Source organism: Mesorhizobium sp. M0051, assembly GCF_040323235.1.
In the GTDB taxonomy this organism is placed as follows: Bacteria; Pseudomonadota; Alphaproteobacteria; order Rhizobiales; family Rhizobiaceae; genus Mesorhizobium.
On the sequence record NZ_JAMYUT010000013.1, the window covers coordinates 130,620 to 152,322 of the forward strand.

Annotated in this window: 13 protein-coding genes and 1 pseudogene; 8 read left to right on the forward strand and 6 right to left on the reverse strand. The window is 63.5% G+C overall.

What is annotated here, in order from left to right; genetic code table 11:
- Position 1 precedes the first annotated feature (1 nt).
- On the reverse strand, positions 2-1,930 hold the full coding sequence (locus tag NKJ90_RS15875; RefSeq protein WP_352486329.1) for an autotransporter assembly complex protein TamA: 1,929 nt from the start codon (positions 1,928-1,930) through the stop codon (positions 2-4).
- 273 nt (positions 1,931-2,203) lie between these two features.
- Between NKJ90_RS15875 and NKJ90_RS15880 the strand changes: the two genes are divergently transcribed.
- From NKJ90_RS15880 to NKJ90_RS15915, 8 genes are all read left to right on the forward strand, one after another.
- Complete coding sequence (locus tag NKJ90_RS15880; protein ID WP_023756927.1) at positions 2,204-7,684, forward strand: alpha-2-macroglobulin family protein; 5,481 nt, start codon at positions 2,204-2,206, stop codon at positions 7,682-7,684.
- Positions 7,685-7,858: 174 nt separating this feature from the next.
- A complete protein-coding gene (pbpC, locus tag NKJ90_RS15885; RefSeq protein ID WP_023756926.1) occupies positions 7,859-9,940 on the forward strand; it encodes a penicillin-binding protein 1C in 2,082 nt (693 codons plus the stop codon).
- Positions 9,941-10,276: 336 nt separating this feature from the next.
- The gene (locus tag NKJ90_RS15890) at positions 10,277-11,302 is read left to right on the forward strand and encodes a sulfate ABC transporter substrate-binding protein (RefSeq protein WP_023756925.1); all 1,026 of its coding nucleotides are present in this window, start codon (positions 10,277-10,279) and stop codon (positions 11,300-11,302) included.
- 18 nt (positions 11,303-11,320) lie between these two features.
- The gene (gene cysT, locus NKJ90_RS15895) at positions 11,321-12,172 is read left to right on the forward strand and encodes a sulfate ABC transporter permease subunit CysT (protein WP_023756924.1); all 852 of its coding nucleotides are present in this window, start codon (positions 11,321-11,323) and stop codon (positions 12,170-12,172) included.
- A complete protein-coding gene (gene cysW, locus NKJ90_RS15900) occupies positions 12,165-13,049 on the forward strand; it encodes a sulfate ABC transporter permease subunit CysW (RefSeq protein WP_023756923.1) in 885 nt (294 codons plus the stop codon). Before cysT ends, cysW begins: the two co-directional genes overlap by 8 nt.
- Before the next feature lie 13 nt (positions 13,050-13,062).
- Complete coding sequence (locus NKJ90_RS15905; protein WP_023756922.1) at positions 13,063-14,106, forward strand: sulfate/molybdate ABC transporter ATP-binding protein; 1,044 nt, start codon at positions 13,063-13,065, stop codon at positions 14,104-14,106.
- A 235-nt stretch (positions 14,107-14,341) separates the two neighbouring features.
- Positions 14,342-15,328: a sulfate ABC transporter substrate-binding protein gene (locus NKJ90_RS15910; protein WP_023756921.1), complete on the forward strand. Its 987-nt coding sequence runs from the start codon at positions 14,342-14,344 to the stop codon at positions 15,326-15,328.
- Between the two features lie 257 nt (positions 15,329-15,585).
- Positions 15,586-16,035: an RrF2 family transcriptional regulator gene (locus NKJ90_RS15915; RefSeq protein WP_023756920.1), complete on the forward strand. Its 450-nt coding sequence runs from the start codon at positions 15,586-15,588 to the stop codon at positions 16,033-16,035.
- Between the two features lie 363 nt (positions 16,036-16,398).
- Here the strand turns inward: NKJ90_RS15915 and NKJ90_RS15920 are convergent.
- From NKJ90_RS15920 to NKJ90_RS15940, 5 genes and pseudogenes are all read right to left on the reverse strand, one after another.
- Positions 16,399-16,954, reverse strand: a pseudogene (locus NKJ90_RS15920) (gluconokinase).
- 2 nt (positions 16,955-16,956) lie between these two features.
- Positions 16,957-17,943, reverse strand: a complete 987-nt coding sequence (locus tag NKJ90_RS15925; RefSeq protein WP_023756918.1) for an ABC transporter permease — start codon at positions 17,941-17,943, stop codon at positions 16,957-16,959.
- The gene (locus NKJ90_RS15930) at positions 17,940-18,920 is read right to left on the reverse strand and encodes an ABC transporter permease (protein ID WP_023756917.1); all 981 of its coding nucleotides are present in this window, start codon (positions 18,918-18,920) and stop codon (positions 17,940-17,942) included. The genes NKJ90_RS15925 and NKJ90_RS15930 overlap by 4 nt, the downstream gene beginning before the upstream one ends.
- A complete protein-coding gene (locus tag NKJ90_RS15935) occupies positions 18,917-20,464 on the reverse strand; it encodes a sugar ABC transporter ATP-binding protein (protein WP_023756916.1) in 1,548 nt (515 codons plus the stop codon). The genes NKJ90_RS15930 and NKJ90_RS15935 overlap by 4 nt, the downstream gene beginning before the upstream one ends.
- Before the next feature lie 77 nt (positions 20,465-20,541).
- On the reverse strand, positions 20,542-21,669 hold the full coding sequence (locus NKJ90_RS15940) for a sugar ABC transporter substrate-binding protein (RefSeq protein WP_352486332.1): 1,128 nt from the start codon (positions 21,667-21,669) through the stop codon (positions 20,542-20,544).
- Positions 21,670-21,703 lie beyond the last annotated feature (34 nt).

Here is a 21,703-nt window from a genome sequence, read left to right on the forward strand (position 1 = left end):
GTCAAAACGCCTGTCCGATGCCGGCATAGATGCCGAAATGCGGGTCGCTCGGATCGCGGTTGAGCGGCAAGGCCGCGTCGATGCGCAGCGGCCCGAACGGCGTCACATAGCGCAAGCCGACGCCGGCGCCGACCTTGACGTCGGAGAAATCGGGCAACGGTTTGGTCGACACGGTGCCGGCATCGACAAACGGCACGATGCCGATCGTGTCGGTGATGGCGATGCGCATTTCGACCGAAGTCTCGAAGAACGACAGGCCGCCGATCGGCTGGCCGGTGAAATCCTTCGGGCCGATGCCCTGATAGGCATAGCCGCGCACCGAACCACCGCCGCCGGAGTAGAAGCGCCGGTCGGCCGGCACGTGTTCTAGGCTGGTACCGACGATCGAACCGGTGGCGACACGTTCGGCCAGCACGAACTTCGAAGCCGAATCCAGCGACTGATAGGCCGATCCCTCGCCCTTCAGCTTGAGGAAAGCCGCGCCGCTCAAAATGTCGTAGCTCGGCTCGGCATAAGCCAGCACCCGGAAGCCGCTGGTCGGGTTCAGCCGGTTGTCCCTGTTGTCATAGACATATTGCAACGGAATGCTGGCGATCAGGTATTTGTGCTTGCCGAAAGCGTCGTGGATGCGGGAATAGTCGAGCGCCAACTCAGCTGAAACCGTCTGGTTCTTGGTCAGTTCGTAGGACAGGCCGGTGCTGCCCTTGACCGAGAAATGGTCATAGGCATCAGGATGTTCGAGCACGGTCTTGACGCTGGCGATGAACTTCGATGCCGGCCCGATCACGCCCGGCTTCTCGAACATGATACCGGCATTGTAGTTGAGTTCGCCAAGATCGTTGCTGCCGATGCCGCTGATCTTACCATCGATGCGCAGCTTCTCGGCCCGGCCGAACAGGTTGCGGTGGCCCCAATAGCCTTCCAGGCCCAGCCCCTCGGTGTTGGAGAAGCTGCCGCCGACGCCAAAATAGCGCGGCTTGCGCTCGCTGACCTGGACGCCGATTGGAATGTTGCCGTCGGCGTCGAGCGTGTCGGCTTCCTTGAACGTCACGCTGTTGAAGACTTCGAGCGCCAGCAGCCGGTCGCGCGCATCGTCGATCTCTTGCGGCGAATATTGCCGGCCGCGCTTGAGGCCCGTCATGTATTCGGTGAAGTCGCGGTCGACCTTCTCGGTGCCTTCCACCGTGGTCGCTCCGTAGCCGGCGACCGGCCCGGCAGCGACCGTCAGCGTCACGTCCAGCGTCGAAGTGGCATGGTCGGCGACGATTTGCCGGTTCGTCACCTTGGCCAGCGGCCTGCCTTGCTCTTTCAGCGTCCGCACGATCAGTGCCTCGGCCTTGAGCACGGCGCCGGACCCGGCGTCGCCGCCTGATATCAGGCCATAATCGGCGCTCATCAGCCCCGCCGCGTCACCTTGCAGCCGGATATTGCCCAGGGTGAATTTCGGCCCGCTGGCGATATCGATGACCACCGGGACCGGCTGCGGCCCCTTGAACTCGGCGTCGGGCGGCAAATCATCGAGCGGCTTGCCGTCGATGGTAACGGTGACCACGCCTTCGTAGCGGGCATCGGCATAGAGCGCGGCGACAAGCTGTTCGCGATCGCTGCGCGCCTTGGCCATCAGCCCGAGCGAGCCGGAAACCGGACGCTCCTCGTCACTTTTCAGCGTCGAGGCGTTTTCGAGCTTCTTGACGAGATCCTTGTCGGCGTCGGGGGCATTGATTGTGACGGCATAGCGCAGCGGGTTGACGATGTCGGCATCCTCGTCGCTGGACGACCCCCACAACTTGATGCCGAAAAGCTCGAACGCAGCCGCCGGCCTTGATTCGGGAACCAGCGCCGCCGAGCATATCACGGCTATAAGCAGGGCGCGCGGAAGCACACGCCCTGGCGCGCGACCTCCTGACATCTGCTCTTCATGCGCCGGCATTAAGACAACCTAGGTTATAAAACTAAAATTGGAATGAAGTTCTGAAGCGCTCGTAAAGGGGCCACAATCCAATTGTCTGAAATAGGACGGGCTTGGAATTCACACCTTTTGCGTTGCCGCAAGAAAGCGTGATCCCCTGTCCTATGGAGGTACTACCGGCCATCGGCCGGAAAGGAAACCGTTGGCAGGCGGAACCCTGCCGCGTCCTTGCGTTGACAAGCCTGACTGAAGCTTGATCATGCCTGGAACGTCAGCTGTGTCTGGAGGGGTGCTATGGCAATGCGAGCGGCTCGTGGTCTGTCGGTCCTGATTCTTCTGTTTTTTGCCTGGAGTGGTATCGCGCAAGCGGCTGAATCCCGACGAATAGCGACGACGGACAATTCCGACTATTTCGGCTTTGATCTCAGATCCGACCAGAACGTCACGCTCGACCAGTGCAAGACGACATGTCTGGGCGATCCGGCCTGCCGCGCCTTCACTTACAACAATAAAGCCAAATGGTGCTTCCTCAAATCCGACTACAACCAGCTGAAACTGTTCAACGGCGCGGTCGCCGGCAAGGTCGTCAACATCGATGGCGATCCCGATATCGGCGCGCCGCCTGAACTCGCCTTCTTCCCCAACTGGATGGCCGATCAGGCCCAGCAATACCGCAACAAGTTGTTGGGTCCGGCCTACATCAAGCCGACCGAAGGGCTGACCGCGCTGACGACTGCCGCCGAGCAATCGGTGCTTACCGGCGACCACCGCTCCGCCATGCTGAGATACGAAGGCGCCGTGTCTGTCATGCCCGATGACGGCCAGCTCTGGCTCGACCTGGCGCGTGAAACGCTGGCCGTGCAACCCGCCGCCAACACTTCCGATGCCTCCACTTTGCCGGCAGACGGGACGTCGGCCGCATTCATCGCCTACAAGCTGCTCCGCACCACCAAGACGCGAGCAGAAGCGCTGGCGCTGCTCGGCAACGGCCTCGACAAGCGCGATCTCTACCGGCCGGCGCTGCAAGCCTACGAAGCCAGCCTTGCCCTGAACCCTTCGCCGGCGGTCCAGGCCGACTATGCCGATCTCAAGGCGCGCAAGGGTTTCCGCGTCATCGACCATACCCTCGATGCCGACACCAGCGCGCCGCGTATCTGCGCGCAATTCTCCGAGGATCTGGTCAAGACCGGCGTCGATTACGCGCAGTTCGTCACCGTCGACAATGCGCCGCCCAAAGGAGTCGAGGCCAAGGACAAGCAGATCTGCGTCGAAGGGCTGGAGCACGGCCAGCATTACGACGTTACTTTCCGCGCCGGCCTGCCGGCGGCAATCGGCGAAGTGACCGCAGCCCCCGTGGTGCTGTCGATCTATGTGCAGGACCGCGCACCGTCCGCCCGCTTCACCGGCGACAGCTTCGTGCTGCCGGCCGGCGCACGCCGCGGCATCCCGGTCGTCACCGTCAACATGAACGCCGCCGAGATGAAGCTCTACCGCATCGGCGATCGCTCGCTGGCCCAGCTTCTGTCGGGCTACCAGTTCCTGCACCAGCTTGACGGCTACGACATCTCCAACATTTCCGAGCAGATGGGCGCGCCGGTCTGGCAAGGCCAACTCGACATCGCCAACGATCTCAACAAGGAAGTCACCACCTCCTTCCCGGTCGACCAAGCACTGCCGCAGCGCAAGCCCGGCGTCTATGTGCTGACCGCCCAGGCGGTCAACGACAACGCCGACGACTACAATTCGATGGCTACGCAATGGTTCGTCGTCTCCGACATCGGCCTGTCGACCTATACCGGCCAGGACGGCCTGAATGTCTTTGCCCGTTCGCTGGGCAGCGCCAAGCCGATAGCAGGCGCCGAACTGACCCTGGTTGCCAGGAACAATGAGGTTCTCGGCACGGCGACATCGGATGCCGATGGCCACGCCGTCTTCAATCCCGGATTGACGCGCGGCGACGGCGGCATGATGCCGGCCGTGCTGATGGCCAAACAGGGCAACGATGATTTCGTCTTCCTCGACATGGGCCGGGCCGGCTTCGACCTGTCCGATCGCGGCGTCACAGGGCGCGCGGCGCCCGGCGCGCTCGACGTCTATGCCTGGACAGAACGTGGCATCTACCGCGCCGGCGAGGACGTTCATGTTGCGGCCCTTGCCCGCGACGGCGCCGCCAAGGCGGTCGAAAACCTGCCGCTGACCTTCATCTTCTCGCGCCCCGACGGCGTCGAGGACCGCCGCATCGTCAGCGACGGCGCCTCGGCCGGCGGCCATGCCGTCGACCTGCCGCTCGAACCCAACGCCATGCGCGGCACTTGGTCGGTGTCGATCTACACCGATCCCAAGCAGGCGGCGGTGGCCAGCCAGATGTTCCTGGTCGACGATTTCGTGCCGGATCGCATCGAATTCGACATGAAGGCCGACAAGCAGGAGATCGCGCAGGGCGAAACCGCCAACATCAATATTGACGGCCGCTTCCTCTACGGAGCGCCGGCAGCAGGCCTGGCGCTGGAAGGCGAACTGACGCTGTCGACCTCGCGCGATTGGGACCGCTTCCAGGGCTTTTCCTTCGGCCTCGCAGACGAGCAGTCCGCAGAACCCACTGTTACCCCCCTCGCCGATCTGCCGGTGGTTGGCGATGACGGCAAGGTGACCTTCCCGGTCTCCGTCGATCAACTGCCCTCGACCACCAAGCTGGTCGACGCCAAGGTGACGGTCAGGATGCGCGAAACCGGCGGCCGTGCCATCGAGCGTTCGCTCGACATCGGCATCCGTCCGCAAGGCCATATGATCGGCATCCGCCCGGACTTCGCCGACAATGAAGTGCCGCAAGGCGGCACGGCCAAGTTCAGCCTGATCGCCGTCGATCCCGACGGCAAGCGCGAGGCGCTGAAAGGCGCGCAATGGACGCTGGTCAAGGTCGAACGCAATTACCAGTGGTACCGCTCCAACAATTCCTGGAACTACGAACCGGTCTCCTTCACCAAGTCGATCGCCAATGGCCAGGTCGACCTCAGCGCCGATGGCGACGCAACGGTCTCCGTGCCGGTCGATTGGGGCCAGTACCGGCTCGAGGTTGAAACCGCCGATCCCGAAGGACCGGCGACCAGCTACGAATTCGATGCCGGCTGGTACGTCTCATCTACCACCACCGAAACGCCTGACGGTCTCGAGATCGCCCTCGACAAGGACAGCTATGCCGCGGGCGAAGTGGCCAAGCTGAAAGTCTCGCCGCATTTTGCCGGGGAACTTCTCATCAACATCGGTTCCGAAAAGCTGTTGAAGAGCGTTACGGCGTCAGTGCCGGCGGGAGGCAGCACCGTCGATATTCCGGTCGGCGACGACTGGGGCGCCGGCGCCTATGTCACCGCAACCCTGTTCCGGCCGGGCGAGGCGCAGGAAACGCGCATGCCGGCGCGCGCCATCGGCGTGAAATGGCTGAAGGTCGATCCGGGCTCGAAGAAGCTCGCCATCACCTTGACGTCGCCGGACAAGACCGTGCCGCGCCAGCAGCTGTCGATCCCGGTTTCCGTGGCTGGCGTGCAGCCGGGCAGCAATGCCTATGTCATGGTTGCCGCCGTCGATGTCGGCATCCTCAACCTGACCAATTACAAGGCACCCGATCCGGAGAACTGGTTCTTCGGCCAGCGCATGCTGGGCATGGAAATCCGCGACATCTACGGTCGCCTGATCGACGGCTCGCTTGGCAACACCGGCAAGCTCAGGACCGGCGGCGACGGCGCCAATATGCAGGCGCAGGGCAGCCCTCCGACAGAAAAGCTGGTCGCCTTCTTCTCCGGCCCAGTCGAGCTTGACGCCGACGGCAAGGCTAGGGTCGACTTCGACATTCCGCAGTTCAACGGCACCGTGCGCGTCATGGCCGTCGCCTGGACCAAGGACGCAGTCGGCCATGCCCAGTCCGACGTCATCGTGCGCGATCCCGTCGTGATCACCGCCGGCCTGCCGCGCTTCCTGGCGCCTGGTGACGCCGCCATCATGCGCCTCGATGTCGCCGACACCGACGGCCCTGCCGGCGACTATGCTTTGTCGATCGAAACGACGGGGGACCTGTCGACGGGCGACAAGCCCCTGCCCCAGAAGCTGACGCTCGCCCAGGGCAAGCGGCAGACGCTGACCGTGCCGCTGATCGCACAGACGGCCGGCAATGCCTCGCTGACCATCAAGCTCGCCCATGCCGACGGCACCAAGGTCGAGCAGACGCTCTACGTGCCGGTGCGTCCGGCGCAATTGCCGGTCACCACCCGCCTGGTGGTCGACCTCAAGGGCAATGGCGGCGCGTTGCGCGTCGACAAGGAACTGCTGGCGGCGAGCCTGCTCGATGGCGCTTCCGTCAGCGTCGGCGTTTCACAGGCCTCCGCCTTCGACGTGCCGTCGCTGTTGATGACGCTCGACCGCTACCCCTATGGTTGCGCCGAGCAGACCACCAGCCGCGCCATGCCGCTTCTCTACGTCAATGAGTTGGCATCCGGCATCGGCATGGCCAGCGACCCCGACATCCATGGCCGCATCCAGGACGCGATCTACAAGGTTCTGAGCTACCAGGCCTCGGGCGGCAGCTTCGGCCTGTGGGGTCCTGGCTCCGGCGATCCGTGGCTCGATGCCTATGTCACCGACTTCCTGACCAGGGCGCGCGAGCAGAAATACGACGTGCCGAGCCTGGCCATGAACCAAGCGCTGAGCAATTTGCAGAACTCGCTCGGCTACGACCAGAGCGTACAGGACCGTGGCAGCGAGATCGCCTACGCCCTCTACGTTCTGGCTCGCAACAAGAAGGCTTCGATCGGCGATCTGCGCTACTATGCGGACACCCAGCTCGAAGCTTTCTCCAGCCCGATGGCCGTCGCCCAGCTGGCGGCGAGCCTGGCGCTCTACGGCGATACGCCGCGCGCCGAAGCGACGTTCAAGACCGCCCTGCAGCTCGCCAAGTCGACCACCGACTACGACTACTACCGCTCCGACTACGGCTCGCGGCTGCGTGACGGTGCGGCGATGCTGGCGCTGGCGGCGGAATCGAAGCCGGTGCCGACGATCGTGCCGGAGCTGATCAAGCTGGTTACCAGGGAACGCGCCGGAGCCCGCTGGACCAGCACCCAGGACGAATCCTGGATGCTGCTGGCGGCTCGCGCGCTGAAGGAAGGCAATGATGCAATCACGTTGACAGTCAATGGTGCCGCGCACGCCGGCGGCTATTCCAACCAGATCGACGGCAGCGACCTGGCCGACAGCCCGCTGACCATCGCCAACACCGGCAAGACTCCGCTGCAAGCCGTCGTCACGACGGTGGCGTCGCCGATCCAGCCCTTGCCGGCAAGCGGCGACGGCTTCACCATCGATCGCACCTACTACAAGCTCGATGGCACTGAAGCCAATGTCACCGAGGCGACCCAGAACGAACGCTATGTCGTCGTGCTCAAGGTCAACGAGCAGAACAGCTGGCCGTCGCGCCTGCTGGTAACGGACCTGTTGCCGGCCGGCTTCGAGATCGACAATCCAGGCCTGGTGTCCAGCGCCCAGTTGACCAACTTCTCATGGCTGGCGCAGACCGATGCGGCCCATCTCGAATTCCGCGACGACCGTTTCGTCGCCGCGTTCAACCCGGCCGACGGCGACCACGACCACAATCTGACCCTCGCCTATGTCGTACGTGCCGTGACGCCTGGCACCTATGCGCACCCGGCGGCAACGGTGGAGGACATGTACAGGCCGCAGTATTCGGCCCGCACCGCCACCGGCATGATGGAGATCAAGGCGCCGTAAGGCGCTGGTGGTGATGGACGCGATAAGCAAAGTGCCCCCTCACCCGCCCTCCGCTTCGCTCGGTCGACCTCTCCACGAGGGGAGAGGAGACGACCAGCGCCGGCGCCAGTCTCTTCTCCCCATCGGGGAGAGGGTGGCCGCGAAGCGGCCGGATGAGGGGGCATCTTTCCAGCCATGAAGATACTTCGCAAACTCGCTATTGGAGCCGCAGGCGGCGCCTGCCTGTTGGCGCTCTCCACCGCCTCCCTCTGGGAACTCGACCGCGCCTTCCCGCCACCGCTGCCTGCCGAGCTCACGGTCTCGACGGAAGTCCAGGACCGCGACGGCCAACTGTTGCGCGCCTTCGCCACGCCGGACGGCTACTGGCGGCTCGAAACCCGGCTCGATCAGGTGGACAAGCAATTCATCGACATGTTGGTCACCTACGAGGACAAGCGTTTCTGGGATCATGAGGGTGTCGACGTGCTGGCGCTGGCCCGTGCCGCCGGCCAGTTCGCCACCAGCGGCCACATCGTCTCCGGCGGCTCGACCCTGTCAATGCAACTCGCCCGGCTGATCGAGCCGCGCGAAAGCCGCAGCCTCGGCTCCAAGATCAAGCAGATGCTGCGCGCCATCCAAATCGAGCGGCGGCTGTCCAAGCGCGAGATCCTCGAGCGCTACCTGACGCTGGCCCCTTATGGCGGCAATCTGGAAGGCGTGCGCGCCGCGTCCCTCGCCTATTTCGGCAAGGAGCCGAAGCGGCTTACCGTGTCGGAATCCGCTCTGCTCGTTGCCCTGCCGCAGCTGCCGGAAAAGCGCCGGCCCGACCGCAACCTGAAAATCGCGCACGCCGCCCGCGACCGGGTGCTGACCCGCATGGTGTCCGCCGGCCTGCTCGGCGAGCGCGAGGCGGCACGTGCCGCTCTCGATGATGTGGCGGGCCTGCGTCGCACGCTGCCGGCGCTCGCCGCACACGCCGCCTATGCGATGCTGCCCAAGGCCGTGCCCGGCCAGCCTTTGCAGCTGACGATCCGCAAGAGCGTCCAGGAAGGGCTGGAGCAGGTGGCGCGGGACGCGGCCACCAAGCTTGGACCTCGCCTGTCGGTCGCCATGGTGCTGGCCGACTCCCGCACCGGCGACATTCTCGGCGAAGTCGGCTCGGCCAATTTCTTCGACGCCAGCCGCGCCGGCTGGATCGACATGACCAAGATCGTCCGCTCGCCCGGCTCGACGCTGAAGCCGTTCATCTACGGTCTTGCCTTCGAACAGGGGCTGGTGGCGCAGGAAACGCTGATCGACGACAGTCCTGTCGATTTCTCCGGCTACCGGCCGAAGAATTTCGACATGGGCTATCAGGGCGACGTCAGCATCCGCCAAGCGCTGCAACTGTCGCTCAACGTGCCGGCGATCCGCGTGCTCGACGCGGTCGGACCAACGCGTCTGATGGCGCGCTTCCACCAGGCCGGCGTCAGCCCCGTGCTGCCGGTCAACGAGGCGCCGGGCCTGGCCATCGGCCTTGGCGGAGTTGGGATAACATTGCGCGACCTCGTCCAGCTCTACACAGGGCTCGCCAATGGCGGCAAGACCCACACGCTGCATGACGGCACCGAGCCCGCCAATGCCGAGCGCACCAGCGCTACCATCCTCGACGGTCAGGCCAACTGGCAGATCATCGACATTCTGTCGGGCGTCAAGCCGCCCGAGGGCGCCTTGCAGCGCGGCATCGCCTACAAGACCGGCACCTCCTACGGCTATCGCGACGCGTGGTCGGTCGGCTTCGACGGCCGCTATGTGCTGGGTGTCTGGGTCGGCCGCCCCGACGCCGGCGCAGTGCCGGGCCTGTCCGGCTATGTCTCGGCCGCTCCCATCCTCTTCGAGGCTTTTGTCCGCTCGGGCCTGGCCACCGTCCCATTGCCGGGCAGGCCGCCCGGCGTGATCAACCCCAGGCGCGAGGATCTGCCGGTGACGCTCGCCCGCTTTGGCGCCGGGTCGGACGGCCTCGTGCAGGCGACAGTGACCGAACCCGCACCGACCATCATCTTCCCGCCCGACGGTGCCCGCGTCGATCTCGACACCAATTCAGTCGATGCCTCGCCACTGGTTCTGAAATTGCAAGGCGGCCGCGCGCCGTTCCGTTGGCTGGCCAACGGCAAGCCGCTCGCCGGCATCGACCGTCGCCGCACCGCGACTTGGCAACCTGACGGCGCCGGCTATTCGACGCTGACCGTGATCGACGCCGCGGGACGCGCGGCCAGCGTCAAGGTGTTCGTCGAATAGACCGAGCCAAGCGATTCATTCAATTGGCTTTCCGGGCGCTCGGCAGATAGCAGGACATTCACCCATGCCTGTTCCGAGTCACCCCCCTCTGGCCTGCCGGCCAGAGGGGGGTGCCTCGCGCGATCCTTTCTTGTCGGCAGCTTTGCCTCGACGCTGCTCATTTCTAAATAGGCTGGGTGTGCGGCAGGATTCTTCCCGGAGACGCGGGAGGAAAATATTTCTCCATGCTGCAAAGGATCGTCGAATATTTTCTCTAGAGGGGCAAAAAAGGCAACATTCAATGCATCTAATTTCTACCAGTTCGGTAGATTTGCCGTGGGTTCAACGGAGGCAGAAATGACCAAACCTCATTTCAGGAAACTGCTCGGCGCACTGGTCGCCACATCCATCCAGTTCGGCACGCTCGGCTTCGCGTTTGCCGACACCACCATTCTCAACGTGTCCTATGATCCGACACGCGAGCTCTACAAGGCCTATAACGAAGCCTTCGTCGCGCATTGGAAGGCCGAGACCGGCGAGACGGTCACCGTCCAGCAGTCGCATGGCGGATCCGGTGCCCAGGCCCGCGCCGTGATCGACGGCCTCGATGCCGATGTGGTGACACTGGCGCTCGAAGGCGACATCAACGCAATCGTCTCGAAGTCGAAGAAGATCAATCCCGACTGGCGCACAAAATTCGAAAACAATTCAGCGCCTTACACCTCGACCATCATCTTCCTCGTGCGCAAGGGCAATCCCAAGGGCATTCACGATTGGAGCGACCTCGTCAAGGACGGCATCCAGGTGATCACGCCCAACCCCAAGACCTCCGGCGGCGCTCGCTGGAACTATCTCGCCGCGTGGGCCTACGCCAGTGCCAATGATGGCGGCGACGAGGCCAAGACCAAGGAGTTCGTCGGCAAGCTCTACGCCAATGCCCCGGTGCTCGACACCGGCGCGCGCGGTTCGACCGTAACCTTCGCGCAAAAAGGCCTCGGCGACGTGCTGATCGCCTGGGAAAACGAGGCCTATCTGGCGCTCGACGAGTTCGGCGCCGACAATTTCGACATCGTCTACCCGCCGACCTCGATCCTGGCCGAGCCACCTGTGGCGGTGGTCGACGCCGATGTCGACGCCAAAGGCACGCGCAAGGTTGCCGAAGCCTATCTGAGCTGGCTCTATTCCAAGGAAGCCCAGACGATCATCGCCAAGAACCACTATCGCCCGGCAAAGCCCGATCTGGTGCCGGCGGAGGACCTCGCCAAGCTGCCTCCGATCAAGCTGATCTCGATCGACGACCCGCTTTTCGGTGGCTGGAAAAAAGCACAGCCTTATCATTTCGGCGATGGTGGTATATTCGACCAGATCTACAAGCCTCAGTAAGTCGATATTCAGGACGATATGACCACAGCACCCGCGCAGGCGGGGTGGCGATTCAAGCAGCCGAGCGTCATTCCGGGTTTCGGATTGACGCTCGGCTTCTCGCTTGCCTACCTCACCCTCATCATCCTCATCCCGCTTTCCGGGCTGCTCTGGCGCTCGGCCGCGCTTGGCTGGCCTGAATTTTGGGCGATCGCCACCGATCGCCGCACCATCAATGCGCTGAGGATCAGCTTCGGCACCGCCTTCCTCGCGGCTGCTGTCAATGTCGTGTTCGGCACGCTGGTCGCCTGGGTGCTGGTGCGCTACCGCTTTCCCGGCCGCCGAATCGTCGATGCCATGGTCGATCTGCCCTTCGCCTTACCCACGGCTGTGGCCGGCATCGCGCTGACCACTCTCTACGCACCGAACGGCTGGATCGGCAAATTGCTGATGCCGCTCGGCATCAAGGTCGCCTATACCCCGCTCGGCATCGTCATCGCGCTGGTCTTCATCGGCTTGCCCTTCGTCGTGCGCACCGTGCAGCCGATCATGGAGGAGATCGACAGGGAGGTGGAGGAAGCCGCCGCCACGCTTGGCGCCAATCGCCTGCAGATCATCACCCGCGTCCTGTTTCCGGGCCTGGCGCCGGCCATCGTCACCGGCTTCGCGCTCGCCTTCGCGCGCGGCGTCGGTGAATATGGCTCGGTTATCTTCATCGCCGGCAATTTACCCTACAAATCCGAAATCGCGCCGCTTCTGATCGTCATCCGCCTCGAGGAATACAATTACCCCGCGGCAACTGCGATCGCGGCGATCATGCTCGCTTTGTCGTTCATCATGCTTTTGGTCGTCAATCTCGTGCAGACATGGAGCCGCAAGCGCTATGCCTGATCCCGAGATCAAATCCTACGAACCGCACCACGGAAGCCGGTCGGCGGCGGTCACGGAAAGTCGCCCAGCGCGTGTAGCGCTGATGGCTGTCGCCTTCGCCTTCCTCGGCATTTTCCTGGTCTTGCCGCTGATCATCGTCTTCAACGAAGCCTTCGCCAAGGGCATCGATGCCTATACCGAAGCGCTTGGCAATCCCGACACGCGCTCGGCGATCCGGCTGACCCTGCTGGTGGCGGCGATTTCGGTGCCGCTCAACATCGTCTTCGGCATCTCCGCCGCTTGGGCGATCGCCAAGTTCGAGTTCAAGGGCAAGGCCTTCCTGACCACCCTGATCGATCTGCCGTTCTCGGTCTCGCCGGTTATTTCGGGGCTCGTCTATGTGCTTCTGTTCGGCGCCCAGGGGTTGCTCGGCAGCTGGCTGAAAGCACATGGCATCGTCATCCTGTTTGCCGTGCCCGGGATCGTGCTGGCCACCGTCTTCGTCACCTTCCCCTTCGTCGCTCGCGAACTGATCCCGCTGATGCAGGAACAGGGCAATGGCGACGAGGAGGCAGCACTTTCGCTTGGCGCCAATGGCTGGCAGACCTTCTGGTACGTGACCTTGCCCAACGTCAAATGGGGCCTGCTCTACGGCGTACTCCTGTGCAATGCGCGTGCTATGGGCGAGTTCGGCGCGGTGTCGGTCGTGTCGGGCCACATACGCGGCCTGACCAACACCATGCCGCTGCATGTCGAAATCCTCTATAACGAGTACAACGCTGTCGGCGCCTTTGCCGTCGCTTCATTGCTTGCGGGCCTGGCGCTCGTCACGCTGGTCTTGAAAACACTTCTCGAGATGCGCTACGGCGCCGAGATCGCCGCGACGCGCGGGCACTGACAGAGGGATTTGCATGGAAGTTCGCGTTGCCAACGTACGCAAGGAGTTTGAGCGGTTTCCGGCGCTTCATGACGTGTCGCTCGACATCAAGTCGGGCGAGTTGATCGCGTTGCTGGGGCCGTCCGGTTCCGGCAAGACGACGCTGCTCAGGCTGATAGCCGGTCTGGAGCGTCCGACGCGGGGCAATATCTTCTTCGGCGACGAGGACGCCTCGCACAAGTCGATCCAGGAGCGCAATGTCGGCTTCGTCTTCCAGCACTATGCGCTGTTCCGGCATATGACGGTGGCCGACAATATCGGCTTCGGCCTGAAGGTCCGGCACGGGTCGTCGCGCCCGCCGGCGCAGGAAATCCGCCGCCGCGCCTCCGAGCTGCTCGACCTCGTCCAGCTTTCCGGGCTCGAAAAGCGCTATCCGGCGCAGCTCTCCGGCGGCCAGCGCCAGCGCGTGGCACTGGCGCGCGCCATGGCCATCGAACCCAAGGTACTGCTGCTCGACGAGCCGTTCGGTGCGCTTGACGCGCAGGTGCGCCGGGAATTGCGCCGCTGGCTTCGTGAGATCCACGACGCCACCGGCCACACCACCGTCTTCGTCACCCACGACCAGGAAGAGGCGCTGGAGCTTGCCGACCGCGTTGTGGTGATGAGCCAGGGCCGCATCGAGCAGGTCGGCACTGCCGACGACATCTATGACGCGCCCAACTCGCCCTTCGTCTACGGCTTCATCGGTGAATCGAGCTCGCTTCCGGTCAAGGTCGAAAATGGCGAGATCTGGCTCGCCGACCGTCCGATCGGGCTTGCCGCGCCGCCCAACGAGCCCTCGGGCGAAGCGACGCTTTACTTCCGCCCGCACCATGTCGAATTGCTGGATGGCTGCAGCGGCTGCATCGCCGGCACGGTCGCCGCCAGCCGCCGCGTCGCCGGCACGCGCCGCGTCGAACTCGAGATCGGTGGCGAGCGCCAGCGCGTGGAAATCGAACTGCCGGTCGATCATCCCGCGGCGCAGAAAAGCCGGGTGGCGTTCCGTCCCGGCCGCTGGAAGCTGTTTCCGCCTGCCTGATACTCGGTCGAGCGCTATTCCAGCCAGTTCTGGACCCAGCATCGCGATGCGATCTTCTTGCCCACGATCAGATCTGAAGGGTGTCTCTCTTTGGAAGAAAATCCTGGCATCCGGCTGTTTCGGCCGATAACTTTTCTCGCAGCACAACCACAGAGCCGTCTCGCGTGCCTCGTCGCGCACCCTGCGCCACAGCTATGGTTCGACCATAAACCAATTGCATCCGGAGCTTGTTTTCATGAAGCGATTTTTCCTCGGCGTCGCCACCGTCGCCGGCCTGCTCCTGGCATCCTCCCAAGCCTGGTCGGCCGATAAATTGCTCAACGCATCCTATGATGTCGGCCGCGAACTGTTCGTGCAGATCAACAGGGCCTTCATCGCGCACCATCCGGGCGTCGCCGTCGACCAGTCGCATGCCGGCACCTCGGCGCAGGCGCGTGCCATCGCCGAAGGCCTCGCTGCCGATGTCGTCACCTTTAACCAGGTCACCGACATCGACTTCCTCGTCAAGAAGGGCCTGGTCTCGGCCGACTGGCAGAAGGATTTCCCCGACAACGCCTCGCCCTTCTATTCGCTGCCGTCCTTCCTGGTGCGCGCCGGCAACCCCAAACATATCAAGGACTGGAACGATCTCGTGCGCGACGACGTGCAGGTGATCTTCCCCAACCCGAAGACATCAGGCAATGCGCGCTACACCTATCTGGCGGCTACCGCCTATGCCAAGGAAGCCTTTAAGGGCGACGACGCCAAGGTGAAGGAGTTCATCACCAAGCTGTTCAACAACGTGCCGATCTTCGACACTGGCGGCCGCGCCGCGACCACCACCTTCGTGCAGCGCGAGATCGGCGATGTGCTGATCACCTTCGAGTCCGAGACGCGCGGCATCCGCAAGGAGTATGGCGATGACAAATTCGAGCAGGTCACTCCCTCTGTCAGTCTGCTGGCCGAATTCCCGGTCGCCATCGTCGACAAGGTCGCCGACGAGCATGGCACGCGCGATCTGGCAAAGACCTATCTCGACTTCCTCTACACGCCGGAGGGCCAGGACGTCGCCGCCCGCAACGGCCTGCGAGCCCGCGACAGCGCTGTGGCGACGAAATACAAGGCCGACTTCCCCGATATCCGGCTGCTGACCGTGGAAGGCGTTTTTGGCGGCTGGGACAAGGTGCAGAAGGAGCATTTCGCCGCCGGCGGCCTGCTCGACCAGACCTATGGCAGCCGCTGACGGCACAAACATCCGGAGCAAATGAAGAAAGCCGGCACCTTGCCGGCTTTCTTCATTTTGTGCTCCGGCAACCCGGTTTTCAGCGAGATATCGGCGTCATCCGTGCAAAACGTTACAAACAATCAACGTGTTTGCGCCTAACATGCCATTCGGCGCCTTGTTTTCGCGAAATATCGCCGCACGGCAAAAACGTCATTATTTGCACACAAACAGTCGCCAGATGCGAGTGGTTGGGGCCTCAATGGGGTGATCTGGGCATGCTGACAAAAAAAGGCAAATACGGCCTCAAGGCCCTCGTGCATCTGTCTGGCCTGCCACTGGGCCAATTGGCCTTCGTCAACGACATCGCGGTGGCCAACAATATTCCGAAGAAATTCCTCGATGCCATCCTGGGCGAGTTGCGAAATGCCGGGTTCGTCCAGAGCCGCAAGGGCAAGGAAGGCGGCTATCGCCTCGCCAGGCCGGCCTCTGAAATCAAGATCGGCCATGTCGTGCGGGTGCTTGACGGGCCGCTGGCGCCGATCCCCTGCGCCAGCCGCACGCAGTATCAGCGCTGCGACGACTGCGACGAGGCCACCTGCCAGGTCCGGCAGATGATGCTGGAGGTGCGGCAGGCGATCGCCGAAGTGCTGGACAATCGCAGCCTCGCCGCCATGCGCGATGCCGACAATGATGATTTCCCCGTCGAACTGACGTCACAGATCTAGACCACCGACTGCCAATCTGCCGCCGCGTATCGAGGTTTCGCTTGTAGCGCCATATGCGCAAGGAATTCCCTGCTTACGCCGCCGCCACCCACGCTGTGCTTGGTGAAGGCACCGATGCGCGCAAACTGTTCGAGGGTTTGCTGGCGGCTCCGCCATCGCTGCCGCCTGCAGCTCGCCGCGCATCCGGTGGCAGGCCGCTGGGTCGCCTACGATCCGGTTCAGGGCAACGAACTCGGGTTAACGGGTTCCTTCGGAGCCTTTGCCGGCGCGTAGGCTGACGGAAACGAAAACCCGCCTGTGCGGCGGGTCACTGGCGCAAATCAGCACCATAGGCGAATATGTACCATAGCTGAGGTCACGGAATCAAGAAAAAATTCCTATCGACCGGCGTAGCTGCTGGACGGCGGCACTGACGAGTTCGCTGACCGGGCGGGTCGCATCGAGCGTCAAGGCCCTCTCATCCGCTGTCGGCGGCTCTAGGATAGCGAACTGGCGGTCGACGAGGCTTGCCGGCATGAAATGGCCCTTGCGGCTGCCGACACGCCACTTGGCCGTGTCAGCGTCGATCTGCAGATAGAGGAAGACGATCGCAGGGCAGAAAGCGCGCGCGATAGCTGCGCTTCAGCGCCGAGCAGGCGGCAATCACGCCTTCGCCCTGCCCTACCGACGCGGCGATGCGCTCGCCGATCGCGTCAAGCCAGCCTTCACGTAGTTGATCGGTGAGTGGCTCGCCGCTGGCCATGCGCGCGACATTTTCCGGCGGGTGCAGCCCGTCACCCTCGATAAAGGTAACGCCCAGCGCGGCCGCCAGTGCAATACCGACGGCCGACTTGCCGCAGCCGGCGACGCCCATCACCACGATGGCTTGAGGCAATGAGCCGGGAGCGCCAATTGGCGCCTGTGCTGGCCTTTCGCCCACTGTCAGCGGCTTGCCGGCGCGCGGCCGTAGAGCAGCAGCATGGCGACGATGACGACGCCGTAGATGATCTGCCGCCCCGCCTCCGGCATCTGCATGACCGACAGGATGGATTGCAGCAGGGTGATCAGGATGACACCGGCGACGGTGCCCAGATACGAGCCGCGCCCGCCCAGGATCGAGGTGCCGCCAAGCACGACAGCTGCGATCGATGGCAGCAGATAGGCATCGCCCATCGACTGCGCCGCCTTGGAGGCATAGCCGGCGAGCAGCACGCCGCCGAACGCGGAGAGCCCGCCCGATACCGCGAAAGCGATCATCACCACGCGCCGTGTGTCGATGCCGGAGAGATAGGCGGCGCGCTCGCGGTTGCCGATGCCGTAGACGGTGCGGCCGAAACTGGTGCGGGTCAGCACGAACACCATTGCAGCGCCGATCAGCGCCCAGATGATGACCGCGTTGGGAACGCCCGGAATGGCGAAGCCGGTCGCCAGGTAGCGCATTGCGCCCGTCGCCGAATCCTGTGGCGAGAAGCCGCCGGTATAGACGACCATCAGCCCTTGCGCGACGGCGTTGGTGGCCAGCGTGATGATCATCGACGGGATACGCAGGTAGGCGACGCCGATGCCGTTGACGATACCGATCAGCACACCGCAGAGAATGCCGAACGGGATCGCCAGCACCACCCCGGCCGGGCCATAGGCGGCCGCCGCGCAGGCCATCATCGCGCCCGCCGCCATGGACCAGGGTACCGACAGGTCGATCTGGCCGAGCAGGACGACCAACATCATGCCGGTGGCGATGACACCGAGGAACGAGGCGACCTTGAGCTGCTGCAAGAGATATTCAGGCGACAGGAAGCTTCCGGAATAGAGGCTGCCGAGGAACAGCAGAAGCACGATGCAGGCAAAGGCGGTCAGCACCGCCGGATCGGCGCGGCGGATGAATCTGGGCATGCGGCCGGCAATGCCGCCAAGCGTCGTTTCGCTCACAGGAACCACTCCAGCCGGTTGCGGACCCGAAACAAAGCGAAGGCGCCGAGGCTGACGGCGACCAGCAGGATAACGCCCTGGAACAGCGGCTGCCAGAGCGGATCGAAATCGAAGACGAACAAAAGGTCGCCAATGGTGCGGAAGGCCAGCGCGCCGAAGATCGCGCCGATGGCGCTGCCCTTGCCGCCGAACAGCGAGACGCCGCCGAGCACCACGGCGGCGATCGAAAACAGCGTGTAGGCGTTGCCGCTGGCATAGGCCGCCTCGCCCGTATAGGTGAAGAAGGTCAGGAACAGCCCGCCGATCGCCGCCAGCAGCCCGGCCAGCGTGTAGGCGGCGAACTTGCCACGCCTTATCGGCACGCCGGACATGTAGGCCGCCGTCTCCGACGATCCTGCTGCGTAAGCGGCGCGGCCTAGCACCGAACGGCTGAACGGCACCCAGATCACCAGCACGATGGCAAGCAGCACCACAAGGCTCGCCGGCACCACGCCGAACACGCGGCCGGTCAGGGCGTCGGCCAAATCCTCATTGACCGAACCGCCCGGAAATGGCCGCAGCAACAGGCCGATGCCGTAATAGACGGCCCCTGTGGCAATGGTGGCGACGATCGGCTGCAGCCGGCCATAAATGACGATCGCGCCATTGATCGCCCCGCACAGCAGACCTACCGCCAATACGGCGAGTACACCAAGCGTCGTCTGCATCGGCGTGCCCACCACCAGCCAGGACGCCAGGCAATTGGTGAGCAGGAAGATCATGCCGACGGACAGATCGATGCCGGCGGTGATCACCACCAGCGTCTGCGCCATGGCGACGAAGGCGAGCAGCACGCCCTTGTTCGCCGCCGTCTGCACGACATTGGCGGTGAAACCGGCCGGATGGTTCGAGGTGTAGATGACGAACATGACGATGAAGATGCCAAATGCCAGCAGCGTTCCGCGTTGCTCGGCAAGCCAGTAGCGCCAATCCTTCATGCGTCCGCTCCCAGGCTCACGGGGCTGTCCTCGCCATGGATGTTGAGCGCACTCGATATCAGCGCCCGCTCGCTGATCTCGGCGCCGACCAGCTCGCGCTTGACCGCTCCATCATAGAGCACCAGCACACGGTCGCAGCAGCCGATCAACTCGTCATAGTCGGTCGAATAGAACAGGATCGCCGCACCCGCATCGGCAAGCTTGCGCATCAGCTGGTAGAGCTCCTGCTTGGTGCCGACGTCGATGCCGCGTGTCGGATCGTTGAGTAGGATGATGCGCGGCTGGCGCATCAGCCATTTGGCGATGACAACCTTCTGTTGGTTGCCGCCCGAAAGTGCCGCGACCGGAATGTCGAGGCCCGCCGTCTTGATCGCCAAAAGGCCGACCATGTCGTCGATCAGCCGCTGCTCGGCGGCGCGGTCGATGATGCCGGCTTTCGAGAGCCGGTCGAGGGCTGCGAAAGACAGGTTCTCGCGCACGGTCATCGGCAGCATCAGGCCTTCGGTCTTGCGGTCCTCGGGGATGAGCGCCATGCCGATACCGTCGTCGCGCGCAACGGATGGACTGGTGATCGACACAGACTTGCCGTCGATCAGGATTTGACCGCTGAGGCCGCGCAGCACACCGAAGAAGGCGAGCAGCAATTCGCGCTGGCCCTGGCCATCAAGGCCGCCGAGGCCAACCACCTCGCCGGCCCTGACAGTCAATGAAATATTGTCGAGCCGGTCAGTCCACGAGAGCTTGCGGGCCTCTAACCTGGGGGCGGCGGTGGCAGGCACAGCGGCAGGCTTCGGCGGAAAGATGTGGCTGTATTCGCGGCCGATCATCAGTTCGACCACTTCATTGTCGCTCTTCGAACCAGCCGGATAGCTTGCGACGTTACGACCGTTGCGGAACACCGTGCACTGGTCAGCCAATTCGGCGATCTCGTTCATGCGATGCGAGATGTAGAGCAGGGCCAGCCCTTCCGAGCGCAGCCGCTTCAGCACCGCGAAGATGTTCGAGACGTCCGCCACCGTCAGCGCCGACGTCGCTTCATCGAGGATCAGGATGCGCGGCTTTCTGGCGAGTGCCTTGGCGATTTCGACCATCTGCCGCCGCGACAAGGGCAGGTCCTTGACCAGTGCCGACGGATGAATGTCGGCCGCACCCGCGCGCGCCAGGGCCTCTTCCGCGATGCGGCGCTGCGCCTTGCGGTCGATCATGCCGAAGCGTTTGGGCGGATCGGAGATGACGATGTTGTCGGCGACGCTGAGTTCTGGGACCAGCGACAGCTCCTGGAAGATGCAGACGATGCCAGCATGGTTGGCAGCAGCCGGCGACGCGAACGTCAGCTCGCGGCCATCCAGCGTCATTCGGCCTTCATCGGCCGCGACGACGCCCGCCATGATCTTGATCAGCGTCGATTTGCCGGCGCCGTTTTCGCCAAGGATGGCGTGGATGCTGCCGGACGTGACCGAAAGTTCGGCCTTTTCCAGCGCCCGCACGCCACCATAGCGCTTCGATATACCTTCCATCCGGAAGAGCGGAACCGCACCGTCCATCGGCCCTCCCCAGGCACTTTGACGACCAGACTATCGAGTGGTCGGGGCCGTGGGTTCCACGGCGCCGATTGTGCAGCCTACTGGTTTTCCTTGGTCTGCCCCATGATTTCCTGCGCGGTGAAATTGATGCCGCAAGTCGGGAAAGAATTGCCGACGAAGAAATTGTCGGATTGGTCGGGGAAGAAATCCTGACCAGCCTTGAAGTTCGGATCCTCGACGATGGCAAGCGGCAGCTTGACTGACTGAGGGACGACATTGCCTTCAAGCGCTGCGATCGCGGTCTTGATAGCAACGGCCACCTGCGCCGGCCCGGTACCGGCTGACGAACATTTCAACCCGTCGGCTGCATGGGCCGCGCAGAACTTGCGGAAGCCGTTTTCGGTCTCGCCACCGAACGGCACGAATGGATGCTTGGCATCGATCATCGCCTGCACGATGCCAGTGTCGCCGCCCTGGCCGGTAATGCCGACGAACGGACCATTGGTGGCGATCGCGTCAGCCGTGACCTTCTGCGCTGTCGGATCATCCCACTTGCCGGCGACTTCGGTGACGTCCCATTTCTTGCCCGAAGCATCGAAGACCTCATGGATGCCATTGTGGCGGTCGGTATCGACCGACGTGCCAGCAACACCGCGTACCTCAAGTATCTTGCCGCCATCGGGTATATGGTCGACCAGCCATTTGCCCCAAAGTTCGCCGAGACCCTTCTGATCGACATTGACGTTGATGGCGTCCTCGGTGTCGAGAATGTTGTCGAAGGCAACCAGCACGACACCGGCCTCCTTGGCGCGCTTGATGACCGGCGCGAAAGCGGTCGGGTTCTGCGCGTTGACGACAATGGCGTCATAGCCGGAATCGATGAAGTTGTTGATCGCCGAAATCTGCGCCGGCACATCCTCGCCGGTCGACACCACCTTGAATTCCTTCAACTTGGCGGCGACGTCCTTTTGCGCTGCGTAAGCCTTGGCGGTCTGGATCATCTGGATGCGCCAGGTGTTGGCGATGTAGCCATTGGCGAGCGCGATCCGGTATGGGCCGTCCTTTTTGGGAAACTTGAAAAACTGCGTATCCGCGGCCCAGGGCGCGAAGCAATCCGGCTCCGCTGCCGGGCCCTTGACGATTTCAGGGCCCGCGGCAATCGCCGACGAGCTCAGCATGACGAATGCAGTGGCGGCAACGATGCCACCAACAAGTGACTTGATCATCGATATTCCTCCCAGTTGCAGTTCTGATTGTGGT